This window comes from Rhodobacter sp. P2_H5, assembly GCF_056403335.1.
Map to the genome: position 1 here is coordinate 344,031 of NZ_JBFUFS010000003.1, position 23,133 is coordinate 367,163.

Below are 23,133 nucleotides of genomic sequence, written 5' to 3' on the forward strand. Positions count from 1 at the left end.
ATGTTCGGACAATTCACCCGGCCCAGCAAAGCGCCGGCAGACAATGTAGTCGAGATTGGCAAGACCCCGGCCCCGGACCCGGCGATTGCCACCAAGGCCGCCGGCATCGCCGAAGCCGAACTCATCGCCCGGCTCGACCTCAAAAGCCGGCTGCACGACGTGCTTCTGGACCGGCTGAACCTGTCGGCCATCGACAAGGTCAACCGCGAGGATCTGTGCCGCGAGGTGGCGGGTCTGGTGACGCAGGTCCTGGCCCAGGAAAACACCGCGATGCGGAGCGAGGAGTTCAAGCGCCTGGTTGATGAACTCTTGGATGAGGTGCTTGGCCTCGGCCCGCTGGAGCCCTTGCTGGCCGACCCTTCGATCAACGACATTCTGGTCAACTCGCACAGTTCGGTCTTTGTCGAACGCCACGGGGTTCTGGAACGGACCAAGGTGCGCTTTCGCGACGAACGCCACCTGTTGCGCATCATCGACAAGATGGTATCGCGCGTCGGGCGCCGGGTCGACGAATCCCAGCCCTGGGTCGATGCGCGGCTGGAGGATGGCAGCCGGGTCAATGCAATCATCCGGCCCTGCGCCATCGACGGCCCCTCGGTCTCGATCCGCAAATTCTCGGCCACGCCGCTGACCATGGCGCGGCTTGTGGAGCTGGAAGCCCTGTCGGCCCCGGCGGCGGCCTTGCTGAAAGGTCTGGTCGAGGCGCGGCTGAACGTCCTGATCTCGGGCGGGACCGGGTCGGGCAAGACCACGATGCTGAACGCGATCTCGTCTTTCATCGGCGCGCGCGAGCGGATCGTCACCATCGAGGACGCGGCCGAACTGCAATTGCAGCAGGCCCATGTGGTGCGGCTGGAGACCCGCCCCCCCTCGCCCTCGGGCACCGGGGCGGTCACCCAGCGCGACCTCGTGCGCAATGCACTCCGGATGCGGCCCGACCGCATCATCGTCGGCGAGGTGCGCGGGGCGGAGGCTTTCGACATGCTGCAGGCGATGAACACCGGGCATGACGGGTCGATGACCACGGTCCACGCCAACACCGCCCGCGACGCCCTGAGCCGGATCGAGCAGATGGTCACGATGATCGGGATGGATTTCCCGATCTCGGCGATCCGCCAGCAGATCGCCTCGGGCATCCATGTGGTGGTCCAGCTCAACCGCCACAGCGACGGCAGCCGCCGCGTCACCTCGGTCTCCGAACTGGTGGGGATGGAGGGCAACATCATCACGATGCAGGATATCTTCCTGTTCCGCAAATCCGGGCGGGCGGCGGATGGCACCGTTCTGGGCGAGTTCATCGCCACTGGCATCCGCCCGCGCTGTACCGAGGCCTTGCTGCAGGCCGGGGTCGACCTCAACGACGACATGTTCACCAAGGGACGGCAAAAGCCATGATCAGTTTCCCGCAGCTTTCCATCCCGCAATTCGGCATCGGGTCGATCATCTATGTCGGCGTTTTCCTCGGCGTGCTTCTGGTCTTCGAAGGTCTTTGGCAGACGCTGTTTCGCAGCGAGGCGCGGGCCGAGGCGCGCAACCGCCGCCTGCGCCTGATCGCCGGCGGCGCCACGACCGAACAGGTGCTGCAGATCCTCAAGCCGAAGGAGGCGACCTGGGTCTTTCACGCCCTGCCCCTGATCGGCACCCTGCCCTCGGACATGCGCCGCGCCGGGCTTCTGATGAAGCCGGGCCATTTGCTGACCCTTTGCATCGGCCTGACGCTGGCATCGGGGCTGGTCCTGTCGCTGCGGCTCAACCCGACCCTGGCCGTTGCGATCGCACTGTTCCTGGGGCTGGTGCTGCCGGTCTTCGTCGTGCGCCGGAAGCGCGACAAGCGCCTCAAGACACTGGTCGCCCAATTGCCCGATGCGCTGGACCTCATGGCGCGCGGTCTACGCGTCGGCCATCCGCTCAATGCCACGATCTCGGCGGTGGCGCGCGACATGATCGACCCGGTCGCCTCGGAATTTGGCATCATGGAGGATCAGATCGCTTACGGTGACGATCTGGTCAGCGCCTTTCGTGACTTTGCCGACCGCATCGGGGTGGAGGATGTGGCCTATCTTGCGACCGGCGTGGCGATCCAGAACGGCACCGGCGGCGATCTGGCGCGGATCCTCGGCACACTGGCCAAGGTCATCCGCGGCCGGATCACGATGCGCAAGCGCATCCTTGCGATTTCCTCTGAGGGGCGGATGACGGCGGTCTTCATGTCGCTCTTGCCGGTGTTCATCTTCGGCATGACCTCGATCACCTCGCCGACCTATTACATGGGGGTCAGCGAAGATCCGTTGTTCCGCCCCATCGCGATTGCCGTCGTTGTGCTGGTGGTCGGCAATTACCTCGCCATGCGCCGCCTTGTGGCATTCCGGATCTAGGGAAGACGCCCATGCTCATGTCATTGCAGTCCCTCCTGTCCGGCTACGGCCTTTCCGTCCAGACGATCATGGTCACCGGCATCGGTCTGGGCGTCTTGCTGGCCCTTTATGGGATCGCCGGCACCTTCGCGGCCAGGAACCCCGTACTCAGCCGTCTGTCCCGTCAGGCGGTCCAGCGCCCGGGTTCGGCCTTCGAGGCCGGCCTGCTGCGCCCTTCGGACGCCGATCCCACAGGCCTGATGCGCAGCCTGATCCCGGTTGACCGCAACGAGCGCAGCCAGGTCCAGCGCCAGTTGGCCGATGCGGGGATCAACGGGCCGCATGCGGTGCGCAATTTCTACCTTGTCCGGCTCTGCATCGGCATCGTGCTGCCCTGCGCGCTGTTCGCCCTGATCGCCGCCTCGCGCGCCAGCCTTGTCACCCTGCCCGCGCCCCTGGCCCGGCAGTTCGGCGGGATGAGCCAGCTTTTCCTGCTGCAGATCCTCTGCGCCCTTGTGGCCTTGGGTTTTTTCGGCCCGGTCTACTGGCTGCGCGGCAAGGTGGCCGCCCGCCAGCGCGCCATTGAAGAGGCCTTTCCCAATATCCTCGACCTGCTGCAGATCTCGGTGGAAAGCGGGCTTGGCCTTGATGCCGCGATGATCCGGGTCGCCAACGAGACCGCCGTCAGCGCCCCCGCCATCTCGGAGGAGTTCACCATCACCCAGCGCGAGATCCAGGCCGGGCGCAGCCGCGACAAGGCGCTGCTGGACATGGCAGCCCGCACCGGGGTCGCTCAGGTCAATTCCTTCGCCAATGTGGTGCTGCAATCGCTCAATTACGGCAGCAGCATTTCCGATGCCCTGACCGTCTATTCCGAGGAAATGCGGCAATGGCGGGAATTGCGGGCGCAGGAAATGGCCAACAAGCTGCCGGTCAAGATGTCGGCGGTGATGGCCACGCTGATGCTGCCGGCGCTTCTGATGCTCGCCCTTGGCCCGATCGTGATTCGCTTCATCCATTTCATGCACCGCTGACCGCGCGGCACCTGGCGGGATTTTTTCCAGTTTGGAAACAAACCGACAGCAGCCGGGGTGCCGTCGATAGTCGTGCGCCACTGATCCCGCGCAAATTCACCTCTAAATTGTAAATTTGAACGGAAGAGGGCATAAATGAGTCAATTCCTTGACTAAATTGGCGCTTGTGAAACACTTTGAATCCTGAAGTGCCACTGAAGAGCACTCCTATTCCTGGTGGACTTTCATGTAGTTGGTCGAATTGCTTGAGGGGAGGTTTGAATGGGGCGTCGCGAGATTGAATGTGACGGCGGGAGCCACTTCGGGCGCGGGATCAACAATTCCTCCATCATTCATGCCATCGTCACCTGGTCCGAAGCGCTGAACGGCAAGATCTCCCTGCAGGAGGCCTTGGTCGACCTTGCCACCGGCCTCGGGGCCGAGGTCGCAACCATCGTGCGCACACAACTTTCCGACCAGAAGCCGGTCCGCATTGCGGCCTGCGATCTCGCCAAGGATGCGGCGGGAAGGCGGCCCCTGCGCCGAAGCTTTGCCGATGCGTTCTTCGGCGCTCCGATCCTGCATGCCCGCGCTGCGTCGATGTGGGTGGCAAGCGCCCATCTCGACGATGCGACCGGCGATCCATCGCTGCAGGAATGGCAGGCCGCGCGCCGTCTGAAAGAGTTTCTGGTGCTGATCATGGCCGCGGGGCCGAACACGCGCGACCATATCGAGCTGCATTTTCGCGACCCGCTGGCCCCGGAGGCCGAGGCCCTGCTTCAGGCGATGCTGCCCGACATGGCGCGGGTCTGGTCCAGCCGCAAGGTCGGCCTGATCACGCGCACCATGCTCAACCACCGCAGCAATGACCAGTGGGAGTTTCGCCACGCGACACGGGTCAGGATCCTCGGATCGGATAACCCCCTGCGGCTGAGCCGGGCAGAATTTCGGGTCTGTCTGCTGTTGAGCCAGGGTCTGGTCATTCAAGCCGTGGTCCGCGAACTGGGCCTGTCCGAGCCGACGATCCGCACCCATCTGCGCAACATCTATGCCAAGGTCTCCTGCGGTTCGCTGGCCGAACTGGTCTTTCAGCTGATGGAAAGCAACACCCGGCAGGACAGCCCATCCGTCCGCTTCGCGTGACCCCGGGGGGAGGATGCCATGGCCCTCTTGCCGCTTTTCCTCCTCGCCCCAGTCCTTTTGGCGGTGGCCTATTTTGATTTGCGCTTCATGCGGATTCCCAATCTGGTCAGCCTGATTGCCCTTGCCCTGTTTTTGGTTTGCGCCCTTGCCTTTCCACCCTCTGACCTGCCGATCCGCCTGGTTGGCGCCTTTGCGGTATTGGCCGCTGGGTTTCTGGCCTTTGCCTTCCGCATGATCGGCGGCGGTGATGTCAAATTCCTGTCGGCCCTCATGCTGTTCATTCCGACCAGTGCCCTGCTTCTATTCGCAAATATCTTTTCGGCGGCACTCCTCATGGGAATCGTGCTGATTTTCGGACTTCGGCGCATTCCCTCCAGCCGGGCCTGGGGCTGGAAATCCTTCGACGGCACCAACAAGCTTCCGATGGGGCTGTCCATCGCACTGGCCGGCATCGCCACGCCCATCACCTTGCTTCTCATGCAGTGATACGCGGCCCGACATCTGTTCAGCACGCGGGGAGCAGCTCTCACTGTCGTGCGACGGGGAATGATCTGGCCCTTCAGTAAGCCCACGACGCACCCTGTCTCATCCGAATGGACAATTGACGCATCCGGTCCGAAGCGGGACCTTGATCCAAGTCATTTAACAATTGTCATAGGAATGGTGAAAGCATGAAATCGTCCGGGATCCACAGTTCCCCACCTGAATCACCTGAGCGGCGCGCATTCCTCAAGAAGACAGGCCGGTTTGCGGCCGTCACGCCGCCTGCTGTCGTTTTCCTCCTTTCGACGTCCCTCGCCTCGGAGGCTGTGGCGCGCTCCGGTCGTGGCAAGGGACCTGGCAAGAAGCGTGGCCTGCTCGGATGGCTGACCTCACTTTGATGCAGGGCTGGCTTCTTCGGGGGCGGCTTCTGGCGGATCGAACCCGGGAATTCCACAGTTGGAATTTCCGTGACGAGGCCACGACCCCAAGCGACAGTGAAACCATCATCAATGCTGCAGAGGGCGTGTGCCTGGCGGTCTCAAAAGGCGTAGCGCTGCTTTTCGTACCCGGTCGTGATGGCCTGTTCGAAGTTGATCCTTTCGTGGCAGGCTGTTGGCGGCGACTTCAGGCTGGCATGTCGGTCGCGGAATTCCTTGCCGCCGCCGAGGCGATCCACAGGGACGGAAGGACCATGCTCGCCGATCTGCGTGAGGCGGGCGCGATCGAATATATCGCGGCGCAAGGCGGGATCAGGCCGGTGTCAGCGCGGCTCAGGATCGATCTGGGCAGCGTCACCGTCAGCGTGAATTTCTGTGGCTCCGCCGACTTCGCGCCCCTCCGCGACATGGTTGCGCATCTCGACATGGCAGAAGGCGCTTGCGACCGGCATCTGCTGATCGTCGGATTGCCAGGCGAGATCGGGATCGCGCGAAGCGGCCAGAAGATCGCGTGGTACCCTTGGGAACAGGCGGCTCCGGCGCTGAAGATGGCGTTGACGGATCTGGCGCTTGAAGCGATTGACGGCATCGCTTTGCATGTGGCGACCCTGTCCGAGGGGGAGGAGCACATGCTGCTCGTCGGTGAACCCGGGGCGGGCAAGTCAACGCTGGCGGTGGCGCTGGCTGCGGCGGGTTTCCGGCTGGAAGGCGACGACATCGCGGACCTGCAACGGGATGGGCGTGTCATGGCCCTGCCGTTTCCCGCCACGGTCAAGGACGGTGCCTGGGGCCTTCTGACACCCTACCGCTCCGACCTTGCGCTGCGGCGCGCCTATAAGCGGCCCGATGACCAGAGCGTGCGTTACCTGGGGCTGGACCCCGGCGTCAGGCTGGCCCGGCGCGTCCGCACCGTGCTTTGTGTCGAAAGGACAGACGCCGCACCACCCGCGCTCACGCCACTTGGCCTGCAAGATTCCATCGCCGCACTTCTGGCCGGCGCCTGGTCTGCCACCGGGAAACTGGCCCCGCAGGATTTCGGCGCGCTTGTCGCTTGCGCAAGCGGAGCCAGCTTCTATCGCATGACCTACAACACTCTTGCCGAAGGCATCTCGCTGGCCAAAGCCGCCTGGTGCCGTGCAGAAGCCTCCATTCGGGCGACGCCAGAATGACTTATATCCAATCCCGCAAGAGCTCTACCCAGCTTCGGGAATTGGCAGCCTGCCTCAGAGGAGAATTGCCGGATACCCTTGATTGGGATCAGGTCATCCGGCTGGCGAACGAACATCTGCTTGGCCCGCGCCTCTATCGCAGCATCGCCGCCTCCGCCGGGGCCGAAAGGGCCGACCCGGAGGCAATGGACTACCTTGCCAGCCTCGACGCTGCCAATAGCGAGCGCAACGCGCGCCTGCTTGCCCAGCTGGCCGAATTCACGCAGGCATCGGCAGCGGCGGGCGTTACACTGACCATCCTCAAGGGTGCCGCCGAACTCGTGCGAAGCAGACCGCAGGGGGCTTCGCCGCGGATGCTGCGGGATCTGGATGTCATGGTCCGGGCCGACGAGGCCGCCCGCACCGATGCGGTCCTCCGCGCTCTGGGCTACGACACCTTCCCGGAGGATCCGGGCACCCATTCAGCCGGGTGCTATTTCCGTCCCGGTGATGTGGGTTCGGTGGATGTGCATCTGCGCCTGCCGGCGCTCTTCGCCCATTTGGTGCCACCGGAGGAGCTTGCACTGCATAACGAGACCGTATCGTTGGGCGATAATGTCCTGCGGGTTCCCGATGCCAGCCTGCAATTCGTCATCAATCTCGGGCACGAGATGCTGCACGATCAGGCCCTGGCAAGCGGATCTGTCCATCTGGGATACCTGCTCGAACTGACGAGCCTTGCCGGAAACCCTGTGGCCCCCCTTGACTGGGCATGGATCCTCGGCAAATGCCGCTCAGCCAAGTTCCGCCTCGGTCTGGAGGTTCAGGCGAGGATGGCGCGCCACGTCGGTCTTGGCGATTTTCCCGGAGTCGAAGAGACCCGATTGGGCGCCCTGCTGCATCGCCGCCGTCTGGTCAAGTTGGCACATCCCGCCTTCGGCGATGTGGAATGGCAGGTCGTTCGCTGGGCGAAGGACCTGCGGCACATCAAGAAGATCCAGCGCGGGTGATCCCGGCCAGCGTTCGGTGTGCTCATCGCCACCGTGAGGCCATGTCCGCCCACAGACTTGCAGGACGCCGATCCGGTCGTTGATCCGTCTCTCTTTCACGCGCAGAGTCCGGTGTTTGTCCAATCCCGCCGAAGTCGCCCCCGCGCCGGGTGGATCGCTTGCAAGCCATGTTGCCCTCCCGTCTTGGCTGGCATGCTCTTGCCCGGTCGGATCGCGGCTTCTGCATTGCCCTCGGTGCCCCGGTCATCGTTCTTGAGCGCCTTCAGGCGAGGCCGGACCTGTGGCGGCGCCAGCTCCGCCGCGAAGGCCCCGCATTGGCGCGCACCACCCTCCTGAGCGCCAATGCGCCCTGGCCTCCTTGATGCGGCGCCCTCGAATGCGACCGCTCGAAGCATGAGGTGGCATGTCGCGTTCAGGCGCCGGCGGGACGCTGCAGCAACAAAGGCGCCCCGCCAGATCCAGACAAGACAGACCCAAGTCGCGCGCTCTGCCCACTGCCAAGGTGCCTTACATCCTGGACAGCGCCACGGCATCCGGCCCGGCGGGGTAGCGCAGGCGGCCAGAGCCGTCGGTCGCGGCCAGAAACACTTGCTCGGCCACATCGGTCTCCTTCGTGGTCAATGGCGGGTTGGCGAAGGCGGCAAAGATGGGACCGGCGAAATCGGCATAGGCCGGGGGGATCATGTCCGCGATGGCAAAGTCGATGTTCTGCGCAAAGCGCGTGGTCGGCGCATATCCGGGCTCGACCAGCCGGGCGCGGATGCCAAACGCGCCCAGTTCATGCGCCAGGGATCCGGTGAAACCCTCGATGGCCTGCTTGCTGGCGGTATAGGCGGCGGCCAGCGGCATTGGCGCCAGCGTGACGCTGGAGGTCACGTTGATGATGACGCCCGAGCGCCGCGCGCGCATCTGGGGGATCACGGCCTGGACCATGGCCATGGTGCCGAAGGTGTTGGTCTCGAACATCTTGCGGACGTAGTCCATCGGCGCGACCTCGAAGGCGCCGACAAGGCCGATGCCGGCGTTGTTCACCAGTACGTCGATTGGGCCGGCGGTCGCGATGGCGGCGGCGATGCTGGCCGGATCGGTGACATCCAGCGGCAGGAGGCGGATCTCATCGGGTAGAAGGCCCGCGCGCGGGTTGCGCATGGTGGCGATGACCTGCCAGCCTTGGGCGTTAAAGTGGCGGGCGGTTTCCAGCCCGTATCCCGACGACGCGCCCGTGATGAGGACAGTGTGCATTGCGTTCTCCTGTATTCGCGGTTGACAGGAGGTACATAGCGGGCATGATCAGGACTATCATCAATCAAGAGTCCTGATTGCTTTCGTGAAAGTCCAGAATACGGATATGGGCACGGCTGACCCTCTGGCCCAGGTGATCGAACTCCTGCGCCCGCAGGCCGTCTTTTCCAAAGGGATCAGCGCCGCTGGTGCATGGGCGGTGGAATATACCGAATTTGGACGCCCCGCCTTTGCGGCGATGACCTTGGGAAGGTGCCGCCTCAGCATCGCGGGGCAGGACCCGTTGATTGTCGAGGCCGGCGATTTTGTGCTGTTGCCCGCCACGCCGCGTTTCGCGATGTCCAGCCTGGACCCCGGGCCGCTGCGCCGGATCGACGCCCGAACCGAACCGCCGCAGCATGAGGTCCGCCACGGACGGCAGGACGGCCCGCCCGATATGCGGCAGTTCGGCGGCTGGTTCACCTTCGCCGCGCCCGACGCCGATCTGATGGTAGCCTTGCTGCCCCGGATGATCCATCTGCGCGGCATCCCGCGGCTGACGCAGTTGGTGCATATGCTGGGCGAGGAGGCCGCGCGGGACGATGCAGGCCGCGACCTCATCCTGACGCGTCTGGTCGAGATCCTGCTGATCGAGGCTTTGCGGGCCGCGCCGACCGAAGCCCCGGCGCCCGGTCTGTTGCGCGGCCTCTCCGATCCCCGCATCTCCGGCGCCCTGCGCAGCCTGCATGGGGACATTACCCGTGCCTGGACGGTCCCTGATCTGGCAGGGGCGGCAGGCATGTCGAGATCGGCCTTCTTCGCGCGGTTCACCCGCCTGGTCGGCAGCCGTCCGATGGAATATCTGACGACCTGGCGGATGGCCGTGGCCCGCGACCTGTTGCGCCGCGGTGGCTTTGCGCTGGAGGAAGTCGCGGCGCGCGTTGGCTACGGCTCCGCCAGCACCTTCAGCACCGCCTTCAGCCGCCACACCGGCCAGCCGCCGGGGCGGTTCATGAAAGCGGCGTTCCCGGGGGCATGAGCGGACCCGTCTCAAAGCGGTCCGCCAGAACTGGCCCGCGCTGCCGTCCGACGAGCCTTGAAGCGGCTGTGGCGGAAGGAGCCTTGGTCGCGGGGATCAATGCGCAGTTGCCGAAGTTATTCGGCCTCAGGTCCCACTGCTCGATCAGGCCTGTCCAAACCACGCGCGCCTATCTGGAATCGAACGTGTTGCGGGCGTTTTTGACCTTGTCGGAATTCTCGGCAACCCAGTCCACCAGACCTTGCAGTGCCGGCAACAGGCCCTGCCCCATGGCGGTAAGTTCGTATTCGACCCTGGGCGGAATCTCCGGGAAAAGCTCCCGCGTGACAAGTCCATCGCGCTCCAGGTTGCGCAGGGTCAATGCCAGCATCCGCTCGGATATTGTGGGGATCGATCTGTTCAGCTCGGAAAATCGGGCACGCTCTCCCGGCAGCATGGAGAGCGCAAGCATGGTGAAAATGCTCCATTTGTCGCCGACTTTCGTCAGCAGTTCGCGAAACATGATCGGATCTTCATTCCGGCACAGGAGTCCGGGCTCCAGCTGACGTTTGGCGGCTGTTTTGCTCATGCTTACATCCCTGTTAGCAGCCGACATCTACGTGCGTTCTTGTCGCAAATAAACTCACGATATAGAAGTCACTTACGAAACATTAGCCAAAACAGCGCGACCCATATGCCGACCTCTCCATCGTCTGGTTGAGAGGCGAAGGGCTGCTTTGCGCCTGAAACCAGAAGATCGGAGAGTCCCATGCTTGACCACATCATCCTGACCGTCAGCAACATCGACAGATCGCTCGCCTTTTATGAGGCAGCACTCAAACCGCTGAACATCGGCTTCTTCCTGCCCTACAAGGGAGAAAACGGCCATCCGGACCTCTGGGGTTTCGGCGACGGCCAGCGCGCCATCTTCTGGCTGAAGCAAGGAACGCCGAACCCTGACGCGATCCATTGGGGCTTCATGGCCGAGAGCAATGCCCTCGTCGACACATTCTACGAGGTTGCCATCGCGGCCGGTGCCAAGGACAATATCTCGCCTCGGGCGCGGATGGAATATTATCCCGGCTACTACGCCGCCGACGTGATCGATCCCGACGGATATTCCTTTGAAGTCGTTCACAAAAGCTGACGTGCCCCTTCGAACGCTGACGTTGCCCCCCGCGGCCGATCCAGTTCGAAGCAGATTCTGGCCCAACCGAAAAGACCAGAGAGGAAGCGCAGCAGGCTCACCGAAGGCCAGATCATCGGCATTCTGAAAGAGCATGAGGCGGGGGTTTCCGTCGCCGATCCGTGCCGAAAGCATGGCGTCAGCGATGCGACCGTCTGCAAGTGGCGGGAGAGGCAAGCGGGCTGGATGTCAGCGCGGCCAAGCGGCTGCAGGGCCTTGACGACGATAAGTCCCGCCGCCAAGCAGCCAGCGGTCGCGCATCTGGTGGCGGGTCACCGGATGACCGAGCGGCGGACGTGCCGCGTGATCGGCTGGAGCCGGACGGCCATGCGCTATGAGGTGCCCCCCAGGTTAACCCCGTGCGGCAAAGGTTCGGCTCTCGGCGGCTGCATGCGGCCGCGCGGTCAATCACAAGCGCCCGTTCTGGACCTGGCGGGAAGAGCAGTGCCCCGTGCCCCGTCCCGATCGACCCGAGGCCGACCATGCACTAACATTCAACCCGGACCACTCAATGGGGGCAGTCCACGCTCCTGCTGAGGAAAAGTCGGGCACAAGGTCAGCGATGACGAAAACCCAACATCGGGTTCAACAAGCCAATCCAGAAGTTCCCACGTCCCTGCCAAATCGATATTTGGGCGATGGCGGAAGGGGTGGGATTCGAACCCACGGATGCTTGCGCATCGCCGGTTTTCAAGACCGGAGCAATCGACCACTCTGCCACCCTTCCGGAGGGGTTTGGGGCCGGGGCCCGTCACCGCCTGGTCGCTGTCTGCCTGAAGGGGCGGCTGGCCCGAGGGGCTTCCCTCGCTTGGCGCTTTCTCCGGTCCCTTGGCAGGCTTGAGCGGCATAACGAAGCCGCCGCGATTCTGAAAGGGGCAGTTCTGGCCCCGATCGGCGCTTGCGGGCGCAGTGCCGCGCGGGGCATCCCCCTGGGCAAAACGGGCCATCGGTCGGCTGCGGGTGATTTCCGCCCGGCCTTGGGCCCGGCACAGAGCCGCCCTTCCCTGCTGATGTTTCTGCCGCTATGATGGCGCAGGAACCAGGCGGCGCAGCGCGGGCGCCTGAACAGCGGCCCGGATCGCGGGGGTGGGGGTCTTGTCGGGGGTCCGGGGCGGGAATGGCCTTGGGCAGACCGGGTGGGCTATCGGCGGTGACGGGCGCAAGGCCTTGATCTGCCAACCAGATCTGGCTTGGACGAGTGGTGTGGCAGGTAAGCGCGGCGACAGACCGCGCGAGAGCATGGGGCTTGGAATGGCAGGAATGATGCTGAAATCTTGGATCGTGGCGGGTGCGGCCGTTTGCGGGCTTGCGGCCTGCGCGCTGGGCAGCGGAAACACGCCGGTGACCGAAGACATCGGGACGGGGGCTGCAAGCTCTGCCACCTCGGTTCGTCTGGTCGACCGCGATGTCGAGGCGCCCGAGGTGTTTCAGGCCACCGACAAGGCGCTTTGGGATGGCCGCCCCTCGCTCGGCGGGGTCTGGGTCGCCTCGCCCAGTGCGAAAAACCCCGAGCGGGTCATCATGCGCAACCCGGCCAATGGCAAATTCGTCATCGGCGGGCTGTTCCAGCGCGATGCCTCGCTGCCGGGTCCGAAATTGCAGCTGTCCTCGGATGCCGCCGAAGCGCTGGGTCTGCTGGCGGGCCAGCCCGCCGCGATCAGCGTGACGGCGCTGCGCCGCGAGGAGGCCTCCTCCAAGGCGCCCGACGCCACGAAACCTTTGCTCGATGCCAATGAGGCCGTTCAGCCCGGCGCTGGCGATGTGGTGGCCACCGCCTCCGGCGCCATCGACGCCGCCGCGGCCAAGCCGACAAAAGCGGGCGCAAAGACCGGGCAAAAGCCCGCCACCGATCCGCTGATGACCGCAACCACCGCCGCCAGCGCACCCGCCAAACCGGCCGCCGCAGCCGCAGCCGCAGCCGCAGCCTCGGGGGGCAGCCTGATCCAGGTCGGCATCTTCTCGGTCGAGGCCAATGCCAAGCGGGCGGCCTCGGTTCTGGCCAAGGCCGGGATCACGGGCGCCACCTCGCAAGAGGTCAGCCATGGCAAACCGCTGTGGAGCGTCACCGTCCGCGGCGACGCGGCCATGCTGGCCAAGATCAAGGGCGCGGGCTTTGCGGATGCCTATGTCCTGAAACGTTGAAAGGACTTTACCCATGACCTTCTTCCGTCGCTTCACCTGCCTTGTGGCCTTTGCCGTGCTGGCAACCGGCCCGGCCCGCGCGTTTGAAACCGCCGCGACCCATGCCTGGGTCTATGACATGACCACCAACACCGTGCTTCTGGACAAGAACGGCGACGAGGCGGTTCCGCCCGCCTCGATGTCCAAGCTGATGACGGTCGAGATGCTGTTCGAGGCGCTGCAGGATGGCCGGGTCCAGATGGACACGACCTTCGGCGTCTCGGCCAAGGCGGTCAGCTTTACCGCGCTTGGCGGTTCGACCATGTATCTGCAGCAAGGCGACCGGCCCACGGTGCAGGAACTGATCCAGGGCATGATCGTGAATTCCGGCAACGACGCCTGCACCGTGGTGGCCGAGGGGCTGGAAGGCTCGGAGGAGGAATTCGCCCGCAAGATGACCGAGCGGGCCAAGACCCTCGGGCTGAACCAGTCCAGCTTCGCCAATTCCTCGGGCTGGCCCGACCCCGGTCAGCGGATGAGCATGCACGACCTTGGCATGCTCTCGGTCCATATCATCACGACCTACCCCGAGCTTTACCCGACCTTTTCGGAAACCGACTACAACTACAAGAACCGCTCGCCCGCCAATGCCAACAACCGCAACCCCTTGCTGAAGCTGGGGATTGGCGCCGACGGGCTGAAAACCGGCCATACCGAAGAGGCCGGTTACGGCATGGTGGGTTCGGTCAAGCAGGGCGACCGGCGCATCGTTTTCGCCTTCAACGGCGTCACCTCGGACAAGGACCGCGCGCAAGAGGCGGAGCGGATCGCCAACTGGGCTTTTCGCCAGTTCGCGCTGAAGACCGTGGTCAAGGCCGGCACCGAAGTGGCGCAGGCGCAGGTGTTTCTGGGCAATGCTGACACGGTCGGGTTGGTTCCGGCGGCAGATCTGAAGCTCCTGATCCCGGCGGGGGCCGCTGATGGCGTCTCGGCCGATGTGGTCTATACCGGGCCGATCAAGGCGCCGATCGCCAAGGGCACCAAGCTGGCCGATCTGGTCATCCACCTGCCCGAGATGCCCGATCACCATGTCGATCTTCTGGCCAGCGCCGATATCGGGCCGGCGGGTTTCATGGACCGCGTCATGGTGGCCCTGACCCAGCTGCGCAGCCGCTACGGCGTGTGACGGGATGGGCGGCAGGTTCATTTCCTTCGAAGGCATCGACGGTTCCGGCAAATCCACCCAAGCCCGGCTTCTGGCCGCAAACCTGCGGGCGGCGGGCCACGAGGTCGTCCTGACCCGCGAGCCCGGCGGCTCGCCCGGCGCCGAGGAGATCCGCCGTCTTGTGCTGGAGGGTGCCGCCGACCGCTGGTCGGCCGAGACCGAGATCCTGCTCTTCACCGCCGCCCGCCGCGACCATCTGGAAAAGACCATCCGCCCCGCCCTCGCGCGGGGCGCCGTGGTGATCACCGACCGCTTCGCCGACAGCACGCGGATGTATCAGGGCATCTCGCGCGGCGATCTTGCCGAGGTGGTGGACCGCCTGCATGCCCTGATGATCGGCGTCGAACCCGACCTGACCTTCCTAATCGACCTGCCCGCTGAACTCGGCCTAGCCCGTGCGCAAAGCCGCGCCGGGACCGAGATGCGCTTTGAAGACATGGGGTTGGCCTTGCAAGCCCAGATGCGCGACGGCTTCCTGATGCTGGCCAAGGCGCCGCGTTTTCAGGTGATCGACGGCACCCGCCCGCTGGACGAGATCGCCAAGGTCATCGAAACCCTCGCCCTTTCGCATCTGGGATGAGCGATATTCCCGAACCCGACCGGCTGGAGGGCGCCCCCCATCCGCGCGAGACCCGTCACCTTTTCGGCCATCGGAGCGCCGAGGCGACCTTCCTCGCCGCCTTCAATTCCGACCGTCTGCACCACGCCTGGCTGATTTCTGGCGCCAAGGGGGTCGGCAAGGCCACCCTGGCCTGGCGTCTCGCGCGGTTCCTGCTGGCCACGCCGGAAGGCGACGGAGGCTTTTTCGCGGCGCCGAAGCCCGAAACCCTCGACATCCCCGACAGCGACCCGGTGGCCCACCGGATGCTCGCCATGTCCGAGCCGCGCCTGTTCCTCCTCCGTCGCCCCTATGATGAAAAGGCCGACCGCCTGCGCGCCGATATCACGGTGGACGAGACGCGGGCCCTGCGCAATTTCCTCGGCCTTTCGGCCGCCGATGGCGGGCGCCGCGTGGTGATCATCGATTCCGCCGACGAGATGAACCGCTCCGCCGCCAACGGCATCCTGAAACTGCTGGAGGAACCCCCGGCCAAGGTCACCTTCCTGATCATCAGCCACCAGCCCGCCGACCTTCTGCCCACGATCCGCTCGCGCTGCCGCGATCTGCGGCTGGCCCCGCTCTCCCCGCCCGATCTGGCCGAGGCGCTGGCCCAAGCCGGGGCCGAGATTGCCCCTGACGACCGCGAGGCGCTGGCCCAACTGGCGGGCGGTTCGGTCGGCGCGGCCTTCAAGCTCTCCAACCTCGACGGGCTGAAGCTTTACGCCGCCATCGTGCGCCTGTTCTCCACCGTGCCGCAGATGGACCGCCCCTTGGCGCGCCTTCTGGCCGAGGCCGGAGCCAACCGCAAGACGCCCGAGGCCTTTGACCTGACCGTCACCCTGATGGATGCCTTCCTCGCCCGCCTTGCCCGCGCCGCAGCCATCCGCGCCCTGCCGCCAGAGGCTGCCAAGGGCGAGGCCGCTCTGATCGAACGGCTTGCCGCATTTCCGGGCGCCGCCGGGCTCTGGGCCGATCTCGCGCAGCATTTGGGCCTCAGGGCGCGCAAAGGCAAGGCGGTCAATCTTGACCCTGCCGCCCTTCTCATGGATATGGTCCTGAAGGTCGACGAGACGGCGGCAATGGTCGCCCAAAGGTGACAGATGAATACCCCGATTGAACGTGTCGCCCCCTTCGAACTGGTCGACAGCCATTGCCACCTCGACTTTCCCGATTTCGACGGCGAGCTGGATGCCCTGATCGCCCGCGCCCGCGCCGCCGGCGTCACCCGCATGGTGACGATCTGCACCAAGCTGCACAAGGAACCCGAGGTCCGCGCGATTGCGGAGGCTTACGAGGGCGTCTACTACGCCGCGGGCATCCACCCGATGAGTGCGGCAACCGAACCTGCCGTGACCGTCGAACAGCTTGTGGCCTATGCCAAACACCCGAAATTCGTGGGCTTGGGCGAAACCGGCCTCGACTACCACTACACCGCCGACAGCGCCGAGATCCAAAAAGCCTCGCTCCGCCTCCATATCGAGGCGGCGCAGGAGACCCAGCTGCCGCTGATCATCCACGCCCGCGCGGCGGATGAGGATATCGAGGCAATCCTGACAGAGGGCATGAAGATCGCCCCCTATCCTTGTGTTCTGCATTGCTTTTCCTCTGGTCCCCGCCTGGCTCAGGCGGCGCTGGAGATGGGGTTTTACCTGTCGATGTCGGGCATCGCGACCTTCCCGAAATCCTCGGATCTCCGCGACATCTTCGCCGCAGCGCCGCTCAACCGGATCCTCGTGGAAACCGACAGCCCCTATCTCGCTCCGATCCCCCATCGCGGCAAAAGGAACGAGCCCGCCTATACCGCTTTCACCGCCAAAACCGGCGCGCAGGTCTTCGGCGTGACCGAGGCGGAGTTCGCCGCCGCCACCTCCGCCAATTTCGACCGTCTCTTCACCAAGGCGGCCCGTGCTGCCCAAGCAGCGTGACGGGGGCGTGATGGCGACCTTGCGCTTTACCATCCTCGGCTGTGGCTCCTCGGGCGGCGTGCCGCGCCTCGGCGGCGACTGGGGCGAGTGTGACCCCACCAACGCCAAGAACCGCCGCCGCCGCTGTTCGATGCTGGTTGAACGGATCGTGGGCGACAAGCGGACCCGCGTCCTGATCGACACCTCGCCCGACATGCGCGAGCAGTTGCTCGATGCCGGGATCGGCACGCTGGACGGGGTGGTCTTCACCCATGCCCATGCCGACCACACCCATGGCATCGACGATCTGCGCCAGATCGTCTTCAACACCCGCCAGCGCCTGCCGGTCTGGGCCGATGGCCCAACCGAAGACGCGCTGATCGCCCGCTTTGGCTATGCTTTCGTCCAGCCCGAGGATTCGCCCTATCCGCCGATCCTGGAACTGCGCAGCATCGGCCATGGCCCCTTCGCGGTGCCGGGGCCCGCTGGCGCCATCAGCTTCACGCCCTTTGTTGCCGACCATGGTGCGATTGACGCGCTTGGCTTCCGCATTGGCCCCCTCGCCTACCTGCCCGATGCCGTGGCCCTGCCCGAGACGGCCTGGGCGCTGCTCGACGGCCTCGGCGTCTGGGTCGTCGACGCGCTGCGCCGCAAGCCGCATCCGACCCATGCCCATCTCGACATGACCCTCGGCTGGATCGCCCGCGCCCGGCCCGAGCGTGCCGTCCTGACCAACATGCACCTCGACATGGATTACGAGACCCTGCGCGCCGAACTGCCCAAGGGGATCGACCCCGCCTATGACGGCATGGTTCTCACCTTCGAGAACCAAGCCTGAGACCTGCCCAGACCACCGGGCCCCTGCCAAGAAACGGACCTGCCCCATGGGAATTCTGCTGGACGTCATCCTCCCGGTCTTTCTGGTGATCGGGGCGGGCTATGCGCTGGCGCGCTGGGGTGGCATGGGCGAAGGCGCGGTGGACGCGCTGATGCAATTCTCGCAAGGCATCGCGGTGCCCTGCCTTCTGTTCCGCCAGATCGCCCAGCTGGATCTGAAGACCAGCTTTGACCCCGGCCTTCTGATCAGCTTTTACGCCGGGGCTTTCCTGTGCTTCGCCGCCGGCTTCTTCGGCGCCTGGAAGCTGTTCAAGCGCCCGCTGGAAGAGGCGGTGACGACCGGTTTCGCCTGCATGTTCTCGAACTCCCTCCTCATGGGCCTGTCGATCACCGAGCGCGCCTATGGCACGGCGGCGCTGGCGGGCAATTACGCGATCATCGCGATGCATTCGCCGATGTTCTATGCCTGCGGGATCGCCCTGATGGAGATGGTGCGCAACCACGGCAAGGGCCTGAGCGCCGGGGCTTTGAGCCGCAAGGTGGTGAAGGCCATCTTCTCGCAGTCGCTGGTGCTGGCGATCACCCTGGGCTTCATCATCAACATCGTGCATTTCCCGATGCCCGAGGCGCTGGATGCGGCGACCGACATGCTGGGCAAGGCGGGCTTGCCCACCGCGCTCTTCGGCCTCGGCGGTGTCCTGTTCCGCTACCGGCCCGAGGGCGACAAGGGGCTAATCGCGCTGATCGTCGGCGTGTCGCTGTTCCTGCACCCGGTCGCGACCTATGGGCTGGGGCGGCTTTTGCAGCTGGACGTCGCGGCGCTGCGCTCGGCCACAGTGACGGCCGCCATGCCGCCCGGCGCCAATGCCTATCTCTTTGCGCATCTTTACGCAGTGGGTCGGCGGGCCAATGCCTCGGCGGTGCTGATCGCCACGGCTTTGTCGGTGGTGACGGCCTGGTTCTGGCTGCAAGTGCTGCCCTGAACGCCCTTTGCCTCTGGGGAAGCGGGGGGTTTCACACCCCCCGCCACTCCGCAGTTTCTTCGGTGCTTCGCACCAAACTGCTGCGCACCCGTGGGATATTTATGGACCAATGAAAGGGGGGGCGCGGGTTTTAACGCCGGCCCTTGGCGTGGAAGATGAAGCCTAGGAAGTTCAGCAGGATCTGAGCTGCGAGGATCGCGGTGGATTGGCTGTGGTCGTAGTCGGGGGCGACCTCCACCAGATCCATGCCGACCACCTCATGGCTTTGGGCCACGGCCTGCAGGAGTTCGAGGACCTCGTAGTAGAGGAAGCCGCCGTGGCTTGGCGTGCCGGTGCCGGGGGCGATCGAGGGGCAGAAGCCGTCGATGTCGAGCGTCACATAGACCCGGGCGCCTTTGGGGATGCGGGCGACGACTTGTTCCGGCCCCAAGGCGCGGAACTGGCGGACCGAGAGGATATCGGAGCCCATGGCACGGGCGGCGTCATAGCCGTCCTTCGCGGTGGAGGAGACGTTGCGGATGCCGACCTGGGTCAGCCCCGTGACATAGGGCTTTTCCGCCGCACGCCGCATGGGGGAGCCGTGCCCATTGCGCACGCCGTGGCGTTCATCGACGAAATCGAGATGGGCGTCGATCTGCAGGATATGGATATCGCCCTGCCCCGCGAAAGCCTCGATGCAGGGGATGTTCACCGAATGGTCGCCGCCGATCACCACCGGCAGCGCCCCGGCCTTCAGGATCGCCTCAACCCCTGTCCGGATATTGGCATGGCTTTTGGCCGTATCGGTGTGGACGATGTCCGCGTCACCGATATCCACGATGCGCACCGATTGCGGCAGGTAGGTCGCGTCATCCTCGTGGTCATAGGCCCCGGCATGGCCGAAGGAAAACAGCGTCGAGGCCTCGCGCACCGAACGCGGGCCGAAGCGGGCGCCTGCCCGGAACTGGGTGCCGAAGTCGAAGGGCGCGCCCATCACGGCGACATCGGCCGCAATCGCCGACCAATCCTCGACATAGGGCCTTTTGCCAAAGGTCGCGATGCCGACGAAGGGCAGGTTCAGGCGGCCGCTGTCGTAGGAATTGGCCATCTTACTGCGGGCTCATGCCGCGCAGGCGTTCCGAGCGGCGGCGCAACAGCTCGATCGTCGCCAGAAGTGCTATCGAGATCACCACGAGGATCGTCGCCACCGACAGGATCGCCGGGCTGATCTGCTCGCGGATGCCGTTCCACATCTGGCGCGGGATGGTCTGCTCGTCATTGCGCCCGACGAACAGCACCACCACCACCTCGTCAAACGAGGTGACAAAGGCGAACAGCGCGCCCGAGATCATGCCGGGGGTGATCAGCGGCATGATGACCTTGAAGAAGGTCGTGGACGGCGAAGCGCCGAGGCTGGCCGCAGCCCGGGTCAGCGAATGGTCAAAGCCCAGAAGCGTCGCCGTCACCGTGATGATGACAAAGGGAATGCCCAGGGTCGCATGGGCGAGGATGACGCCCAGATAGGGCACGCCCCATTTGTTGACCTCGATATCCGAGTAGAAGAAGAACAGGCCCAGCGTGATGATGATCACCGGCACGATCATCGGCGAGATCAGCACGGCCATGATCGCCTTGCGATACGGCATCTCGGGGCGCGACAGGCCAAGCGCGGCCAGCGTGCCGAGGAAGGTCGCGATGATCGTTGCGAAGAAGCCGATGATGACCGAGTTCTTCGCCGCCAGCACCCAGGCCGCCTTCTGCCAGACGATGCCCCACCAGGAAGCATCGCGCGGCACATCGGTCGGAACGTCGGGGAAGGTCAGGATCAGGTCGTACCATTTCAGCGAATAGGCCGCCGGGTCGAACTCCAGCATGCCCTTGGTGAAGGTGAAGAAGCTGTCGGCGTTGAAGCTGAGCGGGATCACCACCAGGATCGGCGCGATCAGGAACAGGAAGATCGCCGCGCAGATGCCGCGGAACGTATAGTACCAGACCCGTTCGAGGGGCGAGGCATAGATCGGAAGTGCCATGGATGTTCCCCTTACCCGAGCTTCATCTTGTCGATGCCGACGATGCGGTCATAAAGCCAGTACAGCAGCATGATCGCCACCAGCAGGATGGTGGCCAGCGCCGCCGCCAGCGACCAGTTGTTCGATTTGTTCACATGGAAAGCGATCATGTTGGAGATCAGCGTGCCGGTCGAACCGCCGACCAGGGCCGGCGTGATATAATAGCCGACCGACAGGATGAAGACCAACAGCGTTCCCGCCCCGATGCCCGGCACCGTCTGCGGGAAATAGACCCGGCGGAAGGCGGTCCAGGAGCTGGCGCCCAGGCTGCGCGCCGCGCGCACATAAGACGGCGGGATCGGCTTCATCACCGAATAAAGCGGCAGGATCATGAAGGGCAAAAGGATATGGGTCATCGCAATCGTGGTGCCCATCCGGTTGTTGATCATCTCCAGCCTTCCATCCTCGGTGATCACGCCAAGCGCTACCAGGATCGAGTTGACCACCCCGCCGCCCTGCAACAGCACCATCCAGGCCGTGGTCCGCACCAGAAGCGAGGTCCAGAACGGCAGCAGCACCAGGATCATCAGAAGGTTGGAGGTGCGGATCGGCAGCACGGCCAAAAGATGCGCCACCGGATAGCCCAGGATCAGGCACAGCACGGTGATCAGCGCCGACATGGCGAAGGTGCGCACGAAAAGGGTCAGATAGACGCGTTCCTCGGGCGGGGCCTGCACGATGGCACCGTTCGGATCGCGTTTCAGGTCGACTGCGTTCAGGAAGAAATCGGCGGTATAGGCATGCGAGACCTGCCGCATCGCGCCCCAAAGCTCGGGGCTGCCCCATTGCGGGTCAACGGCGATCAGCGCCTCCTTGAACGGCGGGACCAGGTTCTTGGCCTCGCGTCCGGCCTTGGTGAACAGCGACCGCGTGCCCGGCAGGGCATAGTTCACCCGTTCACCCGCGACGGCCACGGTCTTGGCGGCGGCGGCGGCCTTGAGGTCGTCGACCAGCACGGTGTAGGCGGCCTCGTCGGGCGCTGTGCCGACCGGGTTCTCGGCGAACCATTTCACCATGCCCGGCATGTTGTCGGCAAAGCGCGGATTGTAGACCGATTGCTGCAGAACCTGCACGATCGGCGAGACGAAGGTGACCAGGATGAAGGCCAGAAGCGGCAGCACCAATAGGAAAGCCCGCCATTTCGCGCGGCGTTGGGCCGAGGCCAGCGCCTCTTTCAAAGGGCGGCCGTCTGCGGTGGTCAGCACCTGAACGCTTGAAGCCTCGGTCACAGCCATCATCATACCTTCATCAGACAGAAAAAGGGCGGGCGCTGTAGGGCGCCCGCCGGGAAAATCAGTTCGCGGCCAGCCAGGCGTTGAAGCGATCGTTCAGTTCCGCGTCATGGTCGACCCAGAATTCATAGGACGAAGCCACGGCGTTTTTCATGTTGTCGGGGTTGGTCGGCATGTAGGGGGCCATGTCGGTCTTGCCGTCGTTGAACTTGCCAACCAGAGCCGAGGACGACTTGCGGGCCGGACCATAGGAGATCCAGGCGGCTTGATCGGCCAGCGCCTTGGTGGAGGTCGCGAACTTCACGAAGTTGATCGCGTCTTCCTTGTGCGGGGCGCCTTTCGGAACCACGAAGAGGTCGTATTCATAGACCTGGCCATCCCAGACGGTGGCGAAGGGCTTGCCGTCGGCGATGGCTGCCGAGAAGAGGCGGCCGTTGTAGGCGGTGGTCATGGCAACTTCGCCGTCAGCCAGAAGCTGGGGCGCCTGGGAGCCGGCTTCCCACCAGACAGCATCCTTCTTGATGGTGTCGAGCTTCTTGAACGCGCGGTCGACGCCTTCCGGGGTGCCGAGGGTCTTGTAGACGTCCGCTGCCGGCACGCCATCCGCCATCAGCGCCATTTCGAGGTTGGCCTTGGCGCCCTTGCGCATGCCGCGCTTGCCGGGGAACTTGGTGGTGTCGAAGAAGTCGGCAATGGTCGTGGGCTTTTCGCCGGTGAACTTGCTGGTGTCATAGCCGAACACGGTCGAGAACACGATGGTCGCCACAGCGCAATCGGTCACGGCGCCGGGCAGGAAGTCGTCCTTGGCGGCAGTGCCATCGGCACCAGCCGGCAGCGCGTCCATGCCGATCGGCTCCAGCATGCCTTCGTCGCACAGGCGCACGGCGTCGGAATATTCGACGTCGGCCACATCGACCGAGACGTTGCCGGCTTCTTCCTGGGTCTTGACCATCGGCGCCGGGTTGTCGGCGTCAACCGAGATCACATTGATGCCGGTCGCGGCGGTGAAGGGCTTGTGATAGGCCTCGACCTGGCTCTTGGTGTAGGCACCACCCCAGGACACGACCGTGATGTCAGCGCGGGCAGCAAAGCCGGCCACCGACAAAGCGGTCGAGAGGATAAGAAGCTTCTTCATAGAGACGTCTCCCGTTGTTGTATTCTTGTGTTGG

Annotated in this window: 22 protein-coding genes, 1 tRNA gene and 1 pseudogene; 17 read left to right on the top strand and 7 right to left on the bottom strand. The window is 64.7% G+C overall.

Annotated elements, in window-relative coordinates; genetic code table 11:
* The 7 genes from AC1DVR_RS05775 (at position 1) to AC1DVR_RS05805 (ending at position 7,588) form a co-directional block, all read left to right on the top strand.
* Positions 1 to 1,395, top strand: coding sequence for a CpaF family protein (locus tag AC1DVR_RS05775; RefSeq protein WP_477999587.1), 1,395 nt, complete (start codon positions 1 to 3; stop codon positions 1,393 to 1,395).
* A complete protein-coding gene (locus AC1DVR_RS05780) occupies positions 1,392 to 2,375 on the top strand; it encodes a type II secretion system F family protein (protein ID WP_477999588.1) in 984 nt (327 codons plus the stop codon). Before AC1DVR_RS05775 ends, AC1DVR_RS05780 begins: the two co-directional genes overlap by 4 nt.
* A gap of 11 nt (positions 2,376 to 2,386) precedes the next feature.
* Positions 2,387 to 3,388 carry a type II secretion system F family protein gene (locus AC1DVR_RS05785; RefSeq protein WP_477999589.1) on the top strand — a complete coding sequence of 334 codons (1,002 nt, stop codon included), beginning with the start codon at positions 2,387 to 2,389 and terminating at the stop codon, positions 3,386 to 3,388.
* A gap of 261 nt (positions 3,389 to 3,649) precedes the next feature.
* Positions 3,650 to 4,510: a helix-turn-helix transcriptional regulator gene (locus AC1DVR_RS05790; protein ID WP_477999590.1), complete on the top strand. Its 861-nt coding sequence runs from the start codon at positions 3,650 to 3,652 to the stop codon at positions 4,508 to 4,510.
* 18 nt (positions 4,511 to 4,528) lie between these two features.
* Positions 4,529 to 4,996, top strand: coding sequence for an A24 family peptidase (locus AC1DVR_RS05795; RefSeq protein WP_477999591.1), 468 nt, complete (start codon positions 4,529 to 4,531; stop codon positions 4,994 to 4,996).
* Between the two features lie 376 nt (positions 4,997 to 5,372).
* Positions 5,373 to 6,599 carry a hypothetical protein gene (locus AC1DVR_RS05800; protein WP_477999592.1) on the top strand — a complete coding sequence of 409 codons (1,227 nt, stop codon included), beginning with the start codon at positions 5,373 to 5,375 and terminating at the stop codon, positions 6,597 to 6,599.
* Positions 6,596 to 7,588 (top strand): nucleotidyltransferase family protein, encoded by a 993-nt coding sequence (locus tag AC1DVR_RS05805; RefSeq protein WP_477999593.1) that lies wholly within the window; start codon positions 6,596 to 6,598, stop codon positions 7,586 to 7,588. The genes AC1DVR_RS05800 and AC1DVR_RS05805 overlap by 4 nt, the downstream gene beginning before the upstream one ends.
* Before the next feature lie 507 nt (positions 7,589 to 8,095).
* On the opposite strand, the gene AC1DVR_RS05810 is transcribed toward AC1DVR_RS05805, so the two are convergent.
* Complete coding sequence (locus AC1DVR_RS05810; protein WP_477999594.1) at positions 8,096 to 8,830, bottom strand: SDR family oxidoreductase; 735 nt, start codon at positions 8,828 to 8,830, stop codon at positions 8,096 to 8,098.
* Positions 8,831 to 8,936: 106 nt separating this feature from the next.
* Between AC1DVR_RS05810 and AC1DVR_RS05815 the strand changes: the two genes are divergently transcribed.
* Complete coding sequence (locus AC1DVR_RS05815; RefSeq protein WP_477999595.1) at positions 8,937 to 9,848, top strand: AraC family transcriptional regulator; 912 nt, start codon at positions 8,937 to 8,939, stop codon at positions 9,846 to 9,848.
* A 169-nt stretch (positions 9,849 to 10,017) separates the two neighbouring features.
* On the opposite strand, the gene AC1DVR_RS05820 is transcribed toward AC1DVR_RS05815, so the two are convergent.
* On the bottom strand, positions 10,018 to 10,416 hold the full coding sequence (locus AC1DVR_RS05820; protein ID WP_477999596.1) for a winged helix-turn-helix transcriptional regulator: 399 nt from the start codon (positions 10,414 to 10,416) through the stop codon (positions 10,018 to 10,020).
* Between the two features lie 180 nt (positions 10,417 to 10,596).
* Between AC1DVR_RS05820 and AC1DVR_RS05825 the strand changes: the two genes are divergently transcribed.
* Positions 10,597 to 10,974: a VOC family protein gene (locus tag AC1DVR_RS05825; protein ID WP_477999597.1), complete on the top strand. Its 378-nt coding sequence runs from the start codon at positions 10,597 to 10,599 to the stop codon at positions 10,972 to 10,974.
* A gap of 57 nt (positions 10,975 to 11,031) precedes the next feature.
* Positions 11,032 to 11,161: pseudogene (locus AC1DVR_RS05830) on the top strand (transposase); the annotation flags it as partial.
* A gap of 491 nt (positions 11,162 to 11,652) precedes the next feature.
* Here AC1DVR_RS05830 and AC1DVR_RS05835 read toward each other — a convergent pair.
* Positions 11,653 to 11,740, bottom strand: a tRNA-Ser gene (locus AC1DVR_RS05835).
* A 533-nt stretch (positions 11,741 to 12,273) separates the two neighbouring features.
* On the opposite strand from AC1DVR_RS05835, the gene AC1DVR_RS05840 reads away from it, so the two are divergent.
* Genes AC1DVR_RS05840 through AC1DVR_RS05870 form a run of 7 tightly spaced genes read left to right on the top strand, consistent with a single transcriptional unit; the run spans position 12,274 to position 18,684 of the window.
* Complete coding sequence (locus tag AC1DVR_RS05840; RefSeq protein WP_477999598.1) at positions 12,274 to 13,155, top strand: SPOR domain-containing protein; 882 nt, start codon at positions 12,274 to 12,276, stop codon at positions 13,153 to 13,155.
* 13 nt (positions 13,156 to 13,168) lie between these two features.
* Positions 13,169 to 14,320 (top strand): D-alanyl-D-alanine carboxypeptidase family protein, encoded by a 1,152-nt coding sequence (locus AC1DVR_RS05845; RefSeq protein ID WP_477999599.1) that lies wholly within the window; start codon positions 13,169 to 13,171, stop codon positions 14,318 to 14,320.
* 4 nt (positions 14,321 to 14,324) lie between these two features.
* Complete coding sequence (tmk, locus tag AC1DVR_RS05850; protein ID WP_477999600.1) at positions 14,325 to 14,939, top strand: dTMP kinase; 615 nt, start codon at positions 14,325 to 14,327, stop codon at positions 14,937 to 14,939.
* The gene (locus AC1DVR_RS05855; protein ID WP_477999601.1) at positions 14,936 to 16,057 is read left to right on the top strand and encodes a DNA polymerase III subunit delta'; all 1,122 of its coding nucleotides are present in this window, start codon (positions 14,936 to 14,938) and stop codon (positions 16,055 to 16,057) included. The genes tmk and AC1DVR_RS05855 overlap by 4 nt, the downstream gene beginning before the upstream one ends.
* Positions 16,058 to 16,060: 3 nt before the next feature.
* Positions 16,061 to 16,885 carry a TatD family hydrolase gene (locus tag AC1DVR_RS05860; RefSeq protein ID WP_477999602.1) on the top strand — a complete coding sequence of 275 codons (825 nt, stop codon included), beginning with the start codon at positions 16,061 to 16,063 and terminating at the stop codon, positions 16,883 to 16,885.
* A 10-nt stretch (positions 16,886 to 16,895) separates the two neighbouring features.
* Positions 16,896 to 17,702 carry an MBL fold metallo-hydrolase gene (locus tag AC1DVR_RS05865; protein ID WP_477999603.1) on the top strand — a complete coding sequence of 269 codons (807 nt, stop codon included), beginning with the start codon at positions 16,896 to 16,898 and terminating at the stop codon, positions 17,700 to 17,702.
* A 46-nt stretch (positions 17,703 to 17,748) separates the two neighbouring features.
* Positions 17,749 to 18,684, top strand: coding sequence for an AEC family transporter (locus tag AC1DVR_RS05870; RefSeq protein WP_477999604.1), 936 nt, complete (start codon positions 17,749 to 17,751; stop codon positions 18,682 to 18,684).
* Positions 18,685 to 18,814: 130 nt separating this feature from the next.
* On the opposite strand, the gene speB is transcribed toward AC1DVR_RS05870, so the two are convergent.
* The 4 genes from speB to AC1DVR_RS05890 are packed head-to-tail and all read right to left on the bottom strand — an operon-like array spanning position 18,815 to position 23,099.
* Positions 18,815 to 19,771 carry an agmatinase gene (speB, locus tag AC1DVR_RS05875; RefSeq protein ID WP_477999605.1) on the bottom strand — a complete coding sequence of 319 codons (957 nt, stop codon included), beginning with the start codon at positions 19,769 to 19,771 and terminating at the stop codon, positions 18,815 to 18,817.
* 1 nt (position 19,772) lies between these two features.
* Positions 19,773 to 20,693 (bottom strand): ABC transporter permease, encoded by a 921-nt coding sequence (locus AC1DVR_RS05880; RefSeq protein WP_477999606.1) that lies wholly within the window; start codon positions 20,691 to 20,693, stop codon positions 19,773 to 19,775.
* Positions 20,694 to 20,704: 11 nt separating this feature from the next.
* Entirely contained in the window at positions 20,705 to 21,970 is a 1,266-nt protein-coding gene (locus tag AC1DVR_RS05885; protein WP_477999607.1) for an ABC transporter permease, read from the bottom strand.
* Between the two features lie 55 nt (positions 21,971 to 22,025).
* Positions 22,026 to 23,099 carry an ABC transporter substrate-binding protein gene (locus AC1DVR_RS05890; protein WP_477999608.1) on the bottom strand — a complete coding sequence of 358 codons (1,074 nt, stop codon included), beginning with the start codon at positions 23,097 to 23,099 and terminating at the stop codon, positions 22,026 to 22,028.
* Positions 23,100 to 23,133 lie beyond the last annotated feature (34 nt).

Excerpts from the sequence above, each read along its gene's own strand:
- AC1DVR_RS05795 (WP_477999591.1), top strand. The coding sequence starts at position 4,529 with ATGGCCCTCTTGCCGCTTTTCCTCCTCGCCCCAGTCCTTTTGGCGGTG.
- AC1DVR_RS05870 (WP_477999604.1), top strand. The coding sequence starts at position 17,749 with ATGGGAATTCTGCTGGACGTCATCCTCCCGGTCTTTCTGGTGATCGGG.
- AC1DVR_RS05790 (WP_477999590.1), top strand. The coding sequence starts at position 3,650 with ATGGGGCGTCGCGAGATTGAATGTGACGGCGGGAGCCACTTCGGGCGC.
- AC1DVR_RS05855 (WP_477999601.1), top strand. The coding sequence starts at position 14,936 with ATGAGCGATATTCCCGAACCCGACCGGCTGGAGGGCGCCCCCCATCCG.
- AC1DVR_RS05825 (WP_477999597.1), top strand. The coding sequence starts at position 10,597 with ATGCTTGACCACATCATCCTGACCGTCAGCAACATCGACAGATCGCTC.
- AC1DVR_RS05840 (WP_477999598.1), top strand. The coding sequence starts at position 12,274 with ATGATGCTGAAATCTTGGATCGTGGCGGGTGCGGCCGTTTGCGGGCTT.
- AC1DVR_RS05880 (WP_477999606.1), bottom strand. The coding sequence starts at position 20,693 with ATGGCACTTCCGATCTATGCCTCGCCCCTCGAACGGGTCTGGTACTAT.
- AC1DVR_RS05815 (WP_477999595.1), top strand. The coding sequence starts at position 8,937 with ATGGGCACGGCTGACCCTCTGGCCCAGGTGATCGAACTCCTGCGCCCG.
- AC1DVR_RS05865 (WP_477999603.1), top strand. The coding sequence starts at position 16,896 with ATGGCGACCTTGCGCTTTACCATCCTCGGCTGTGGCTCCTCGGGCGGC.
- AC1DVR_RS05860 (WP_477999602.1), top strand. The coding sequence starts at position 16,061 with ATGAATACCCCGATTGAACGTGTCGCCCCCTTCGAACTGGTCGACAGC.
- AC1DVR_RS05820 (WP_477999596.1), bottom strand. The coding sequence starts at position 10,416 with ATGAGCAAAACAGCCGCCAAACGTCAGCTGGAGCCCGGACTCCTGTGC.
- AC1DVR_RS05800 (WP_477999592.1), top strand. The coding sequence starts at position 5,373 with ATGGCTGACCTCACTTTGATGCAGGGCTGGCTTCTTCGGGGGCGGCTT.
- tmk (WP_477999600.1), top strand. The coding sequence starts at position 14,325 with ATGGGCGGCAGGTTCATTTCCTTCGAAGGCATCGACGGTTCCGGCAAA.
- AC1DVR_RS05810 (WP_477999594.1), bottom strand. The coding sequence starts at position 8,830 with ATGCACACTGTCCTCATCACGGGCGCGTCGTCGGGATACGGGCTGGAA.
- AC1DVR_RS05845 (WP_477999599.1), top strand. The coding sequence starts at position 13,169 with ATGACCTTCTTCCGTCGCTTCACCTGCCTTGTGGCCTTTGCCGTGCTG.
- AC1DVR_RS05805 (WP_477999593.1), top strand. The coding sequence starts at position 6,596 with ATGACTTATATCCAATCCCGCAAGAGCTCTACCCAGCTTCGGGAATTG.
- speB (WP_477999605.1), bottom strand. The coding sequence starts at position 19,771 with ATGGCCAATTCCTACGACAGCGGCCGCCTGAACCTGCCCTTCGTCGGC.
- AC1DVR_RS05785 (WP_477999589.1), top strand. The coding sequence starts at position 2,387 with ATGCTCATGTCATTGCAGTCCCTCCTGTCCGGCTACGGCCTTTCCGTC.
- AC1DVR_RS05890 (WP_477999608.1), bottom strand. The coding sequence starts at position 23,099 with ATGAAGAAGCTTCTTATCCTCTCGACCGCTTTGTCGGTGGCCGGCTTT.
- AC1DVR_RS05775 (WP_477999587.1), top strand. The coding sequence starts at position 1 with ATGTTCGGACAATTCACCCGGCCCAGCAAAGCGCCGGCAGACAATGTA.
- AC1DVR_RS05780 (WP_477999588.1), top strand. The coding sequence starts at position 1,392 with ATGATCAGTTTCCCGCAGCTTTCCATCCCGCAATTCGGCATCGGGTCG.
- AC1DVR_RS05885 (WP_477999607.1), bottom strand. The coding sequence starts at position 21,970 with ATGATGGCTGTGACCGAGGCTTCAAGCGTTCAGGTGCTGACCACCGCA.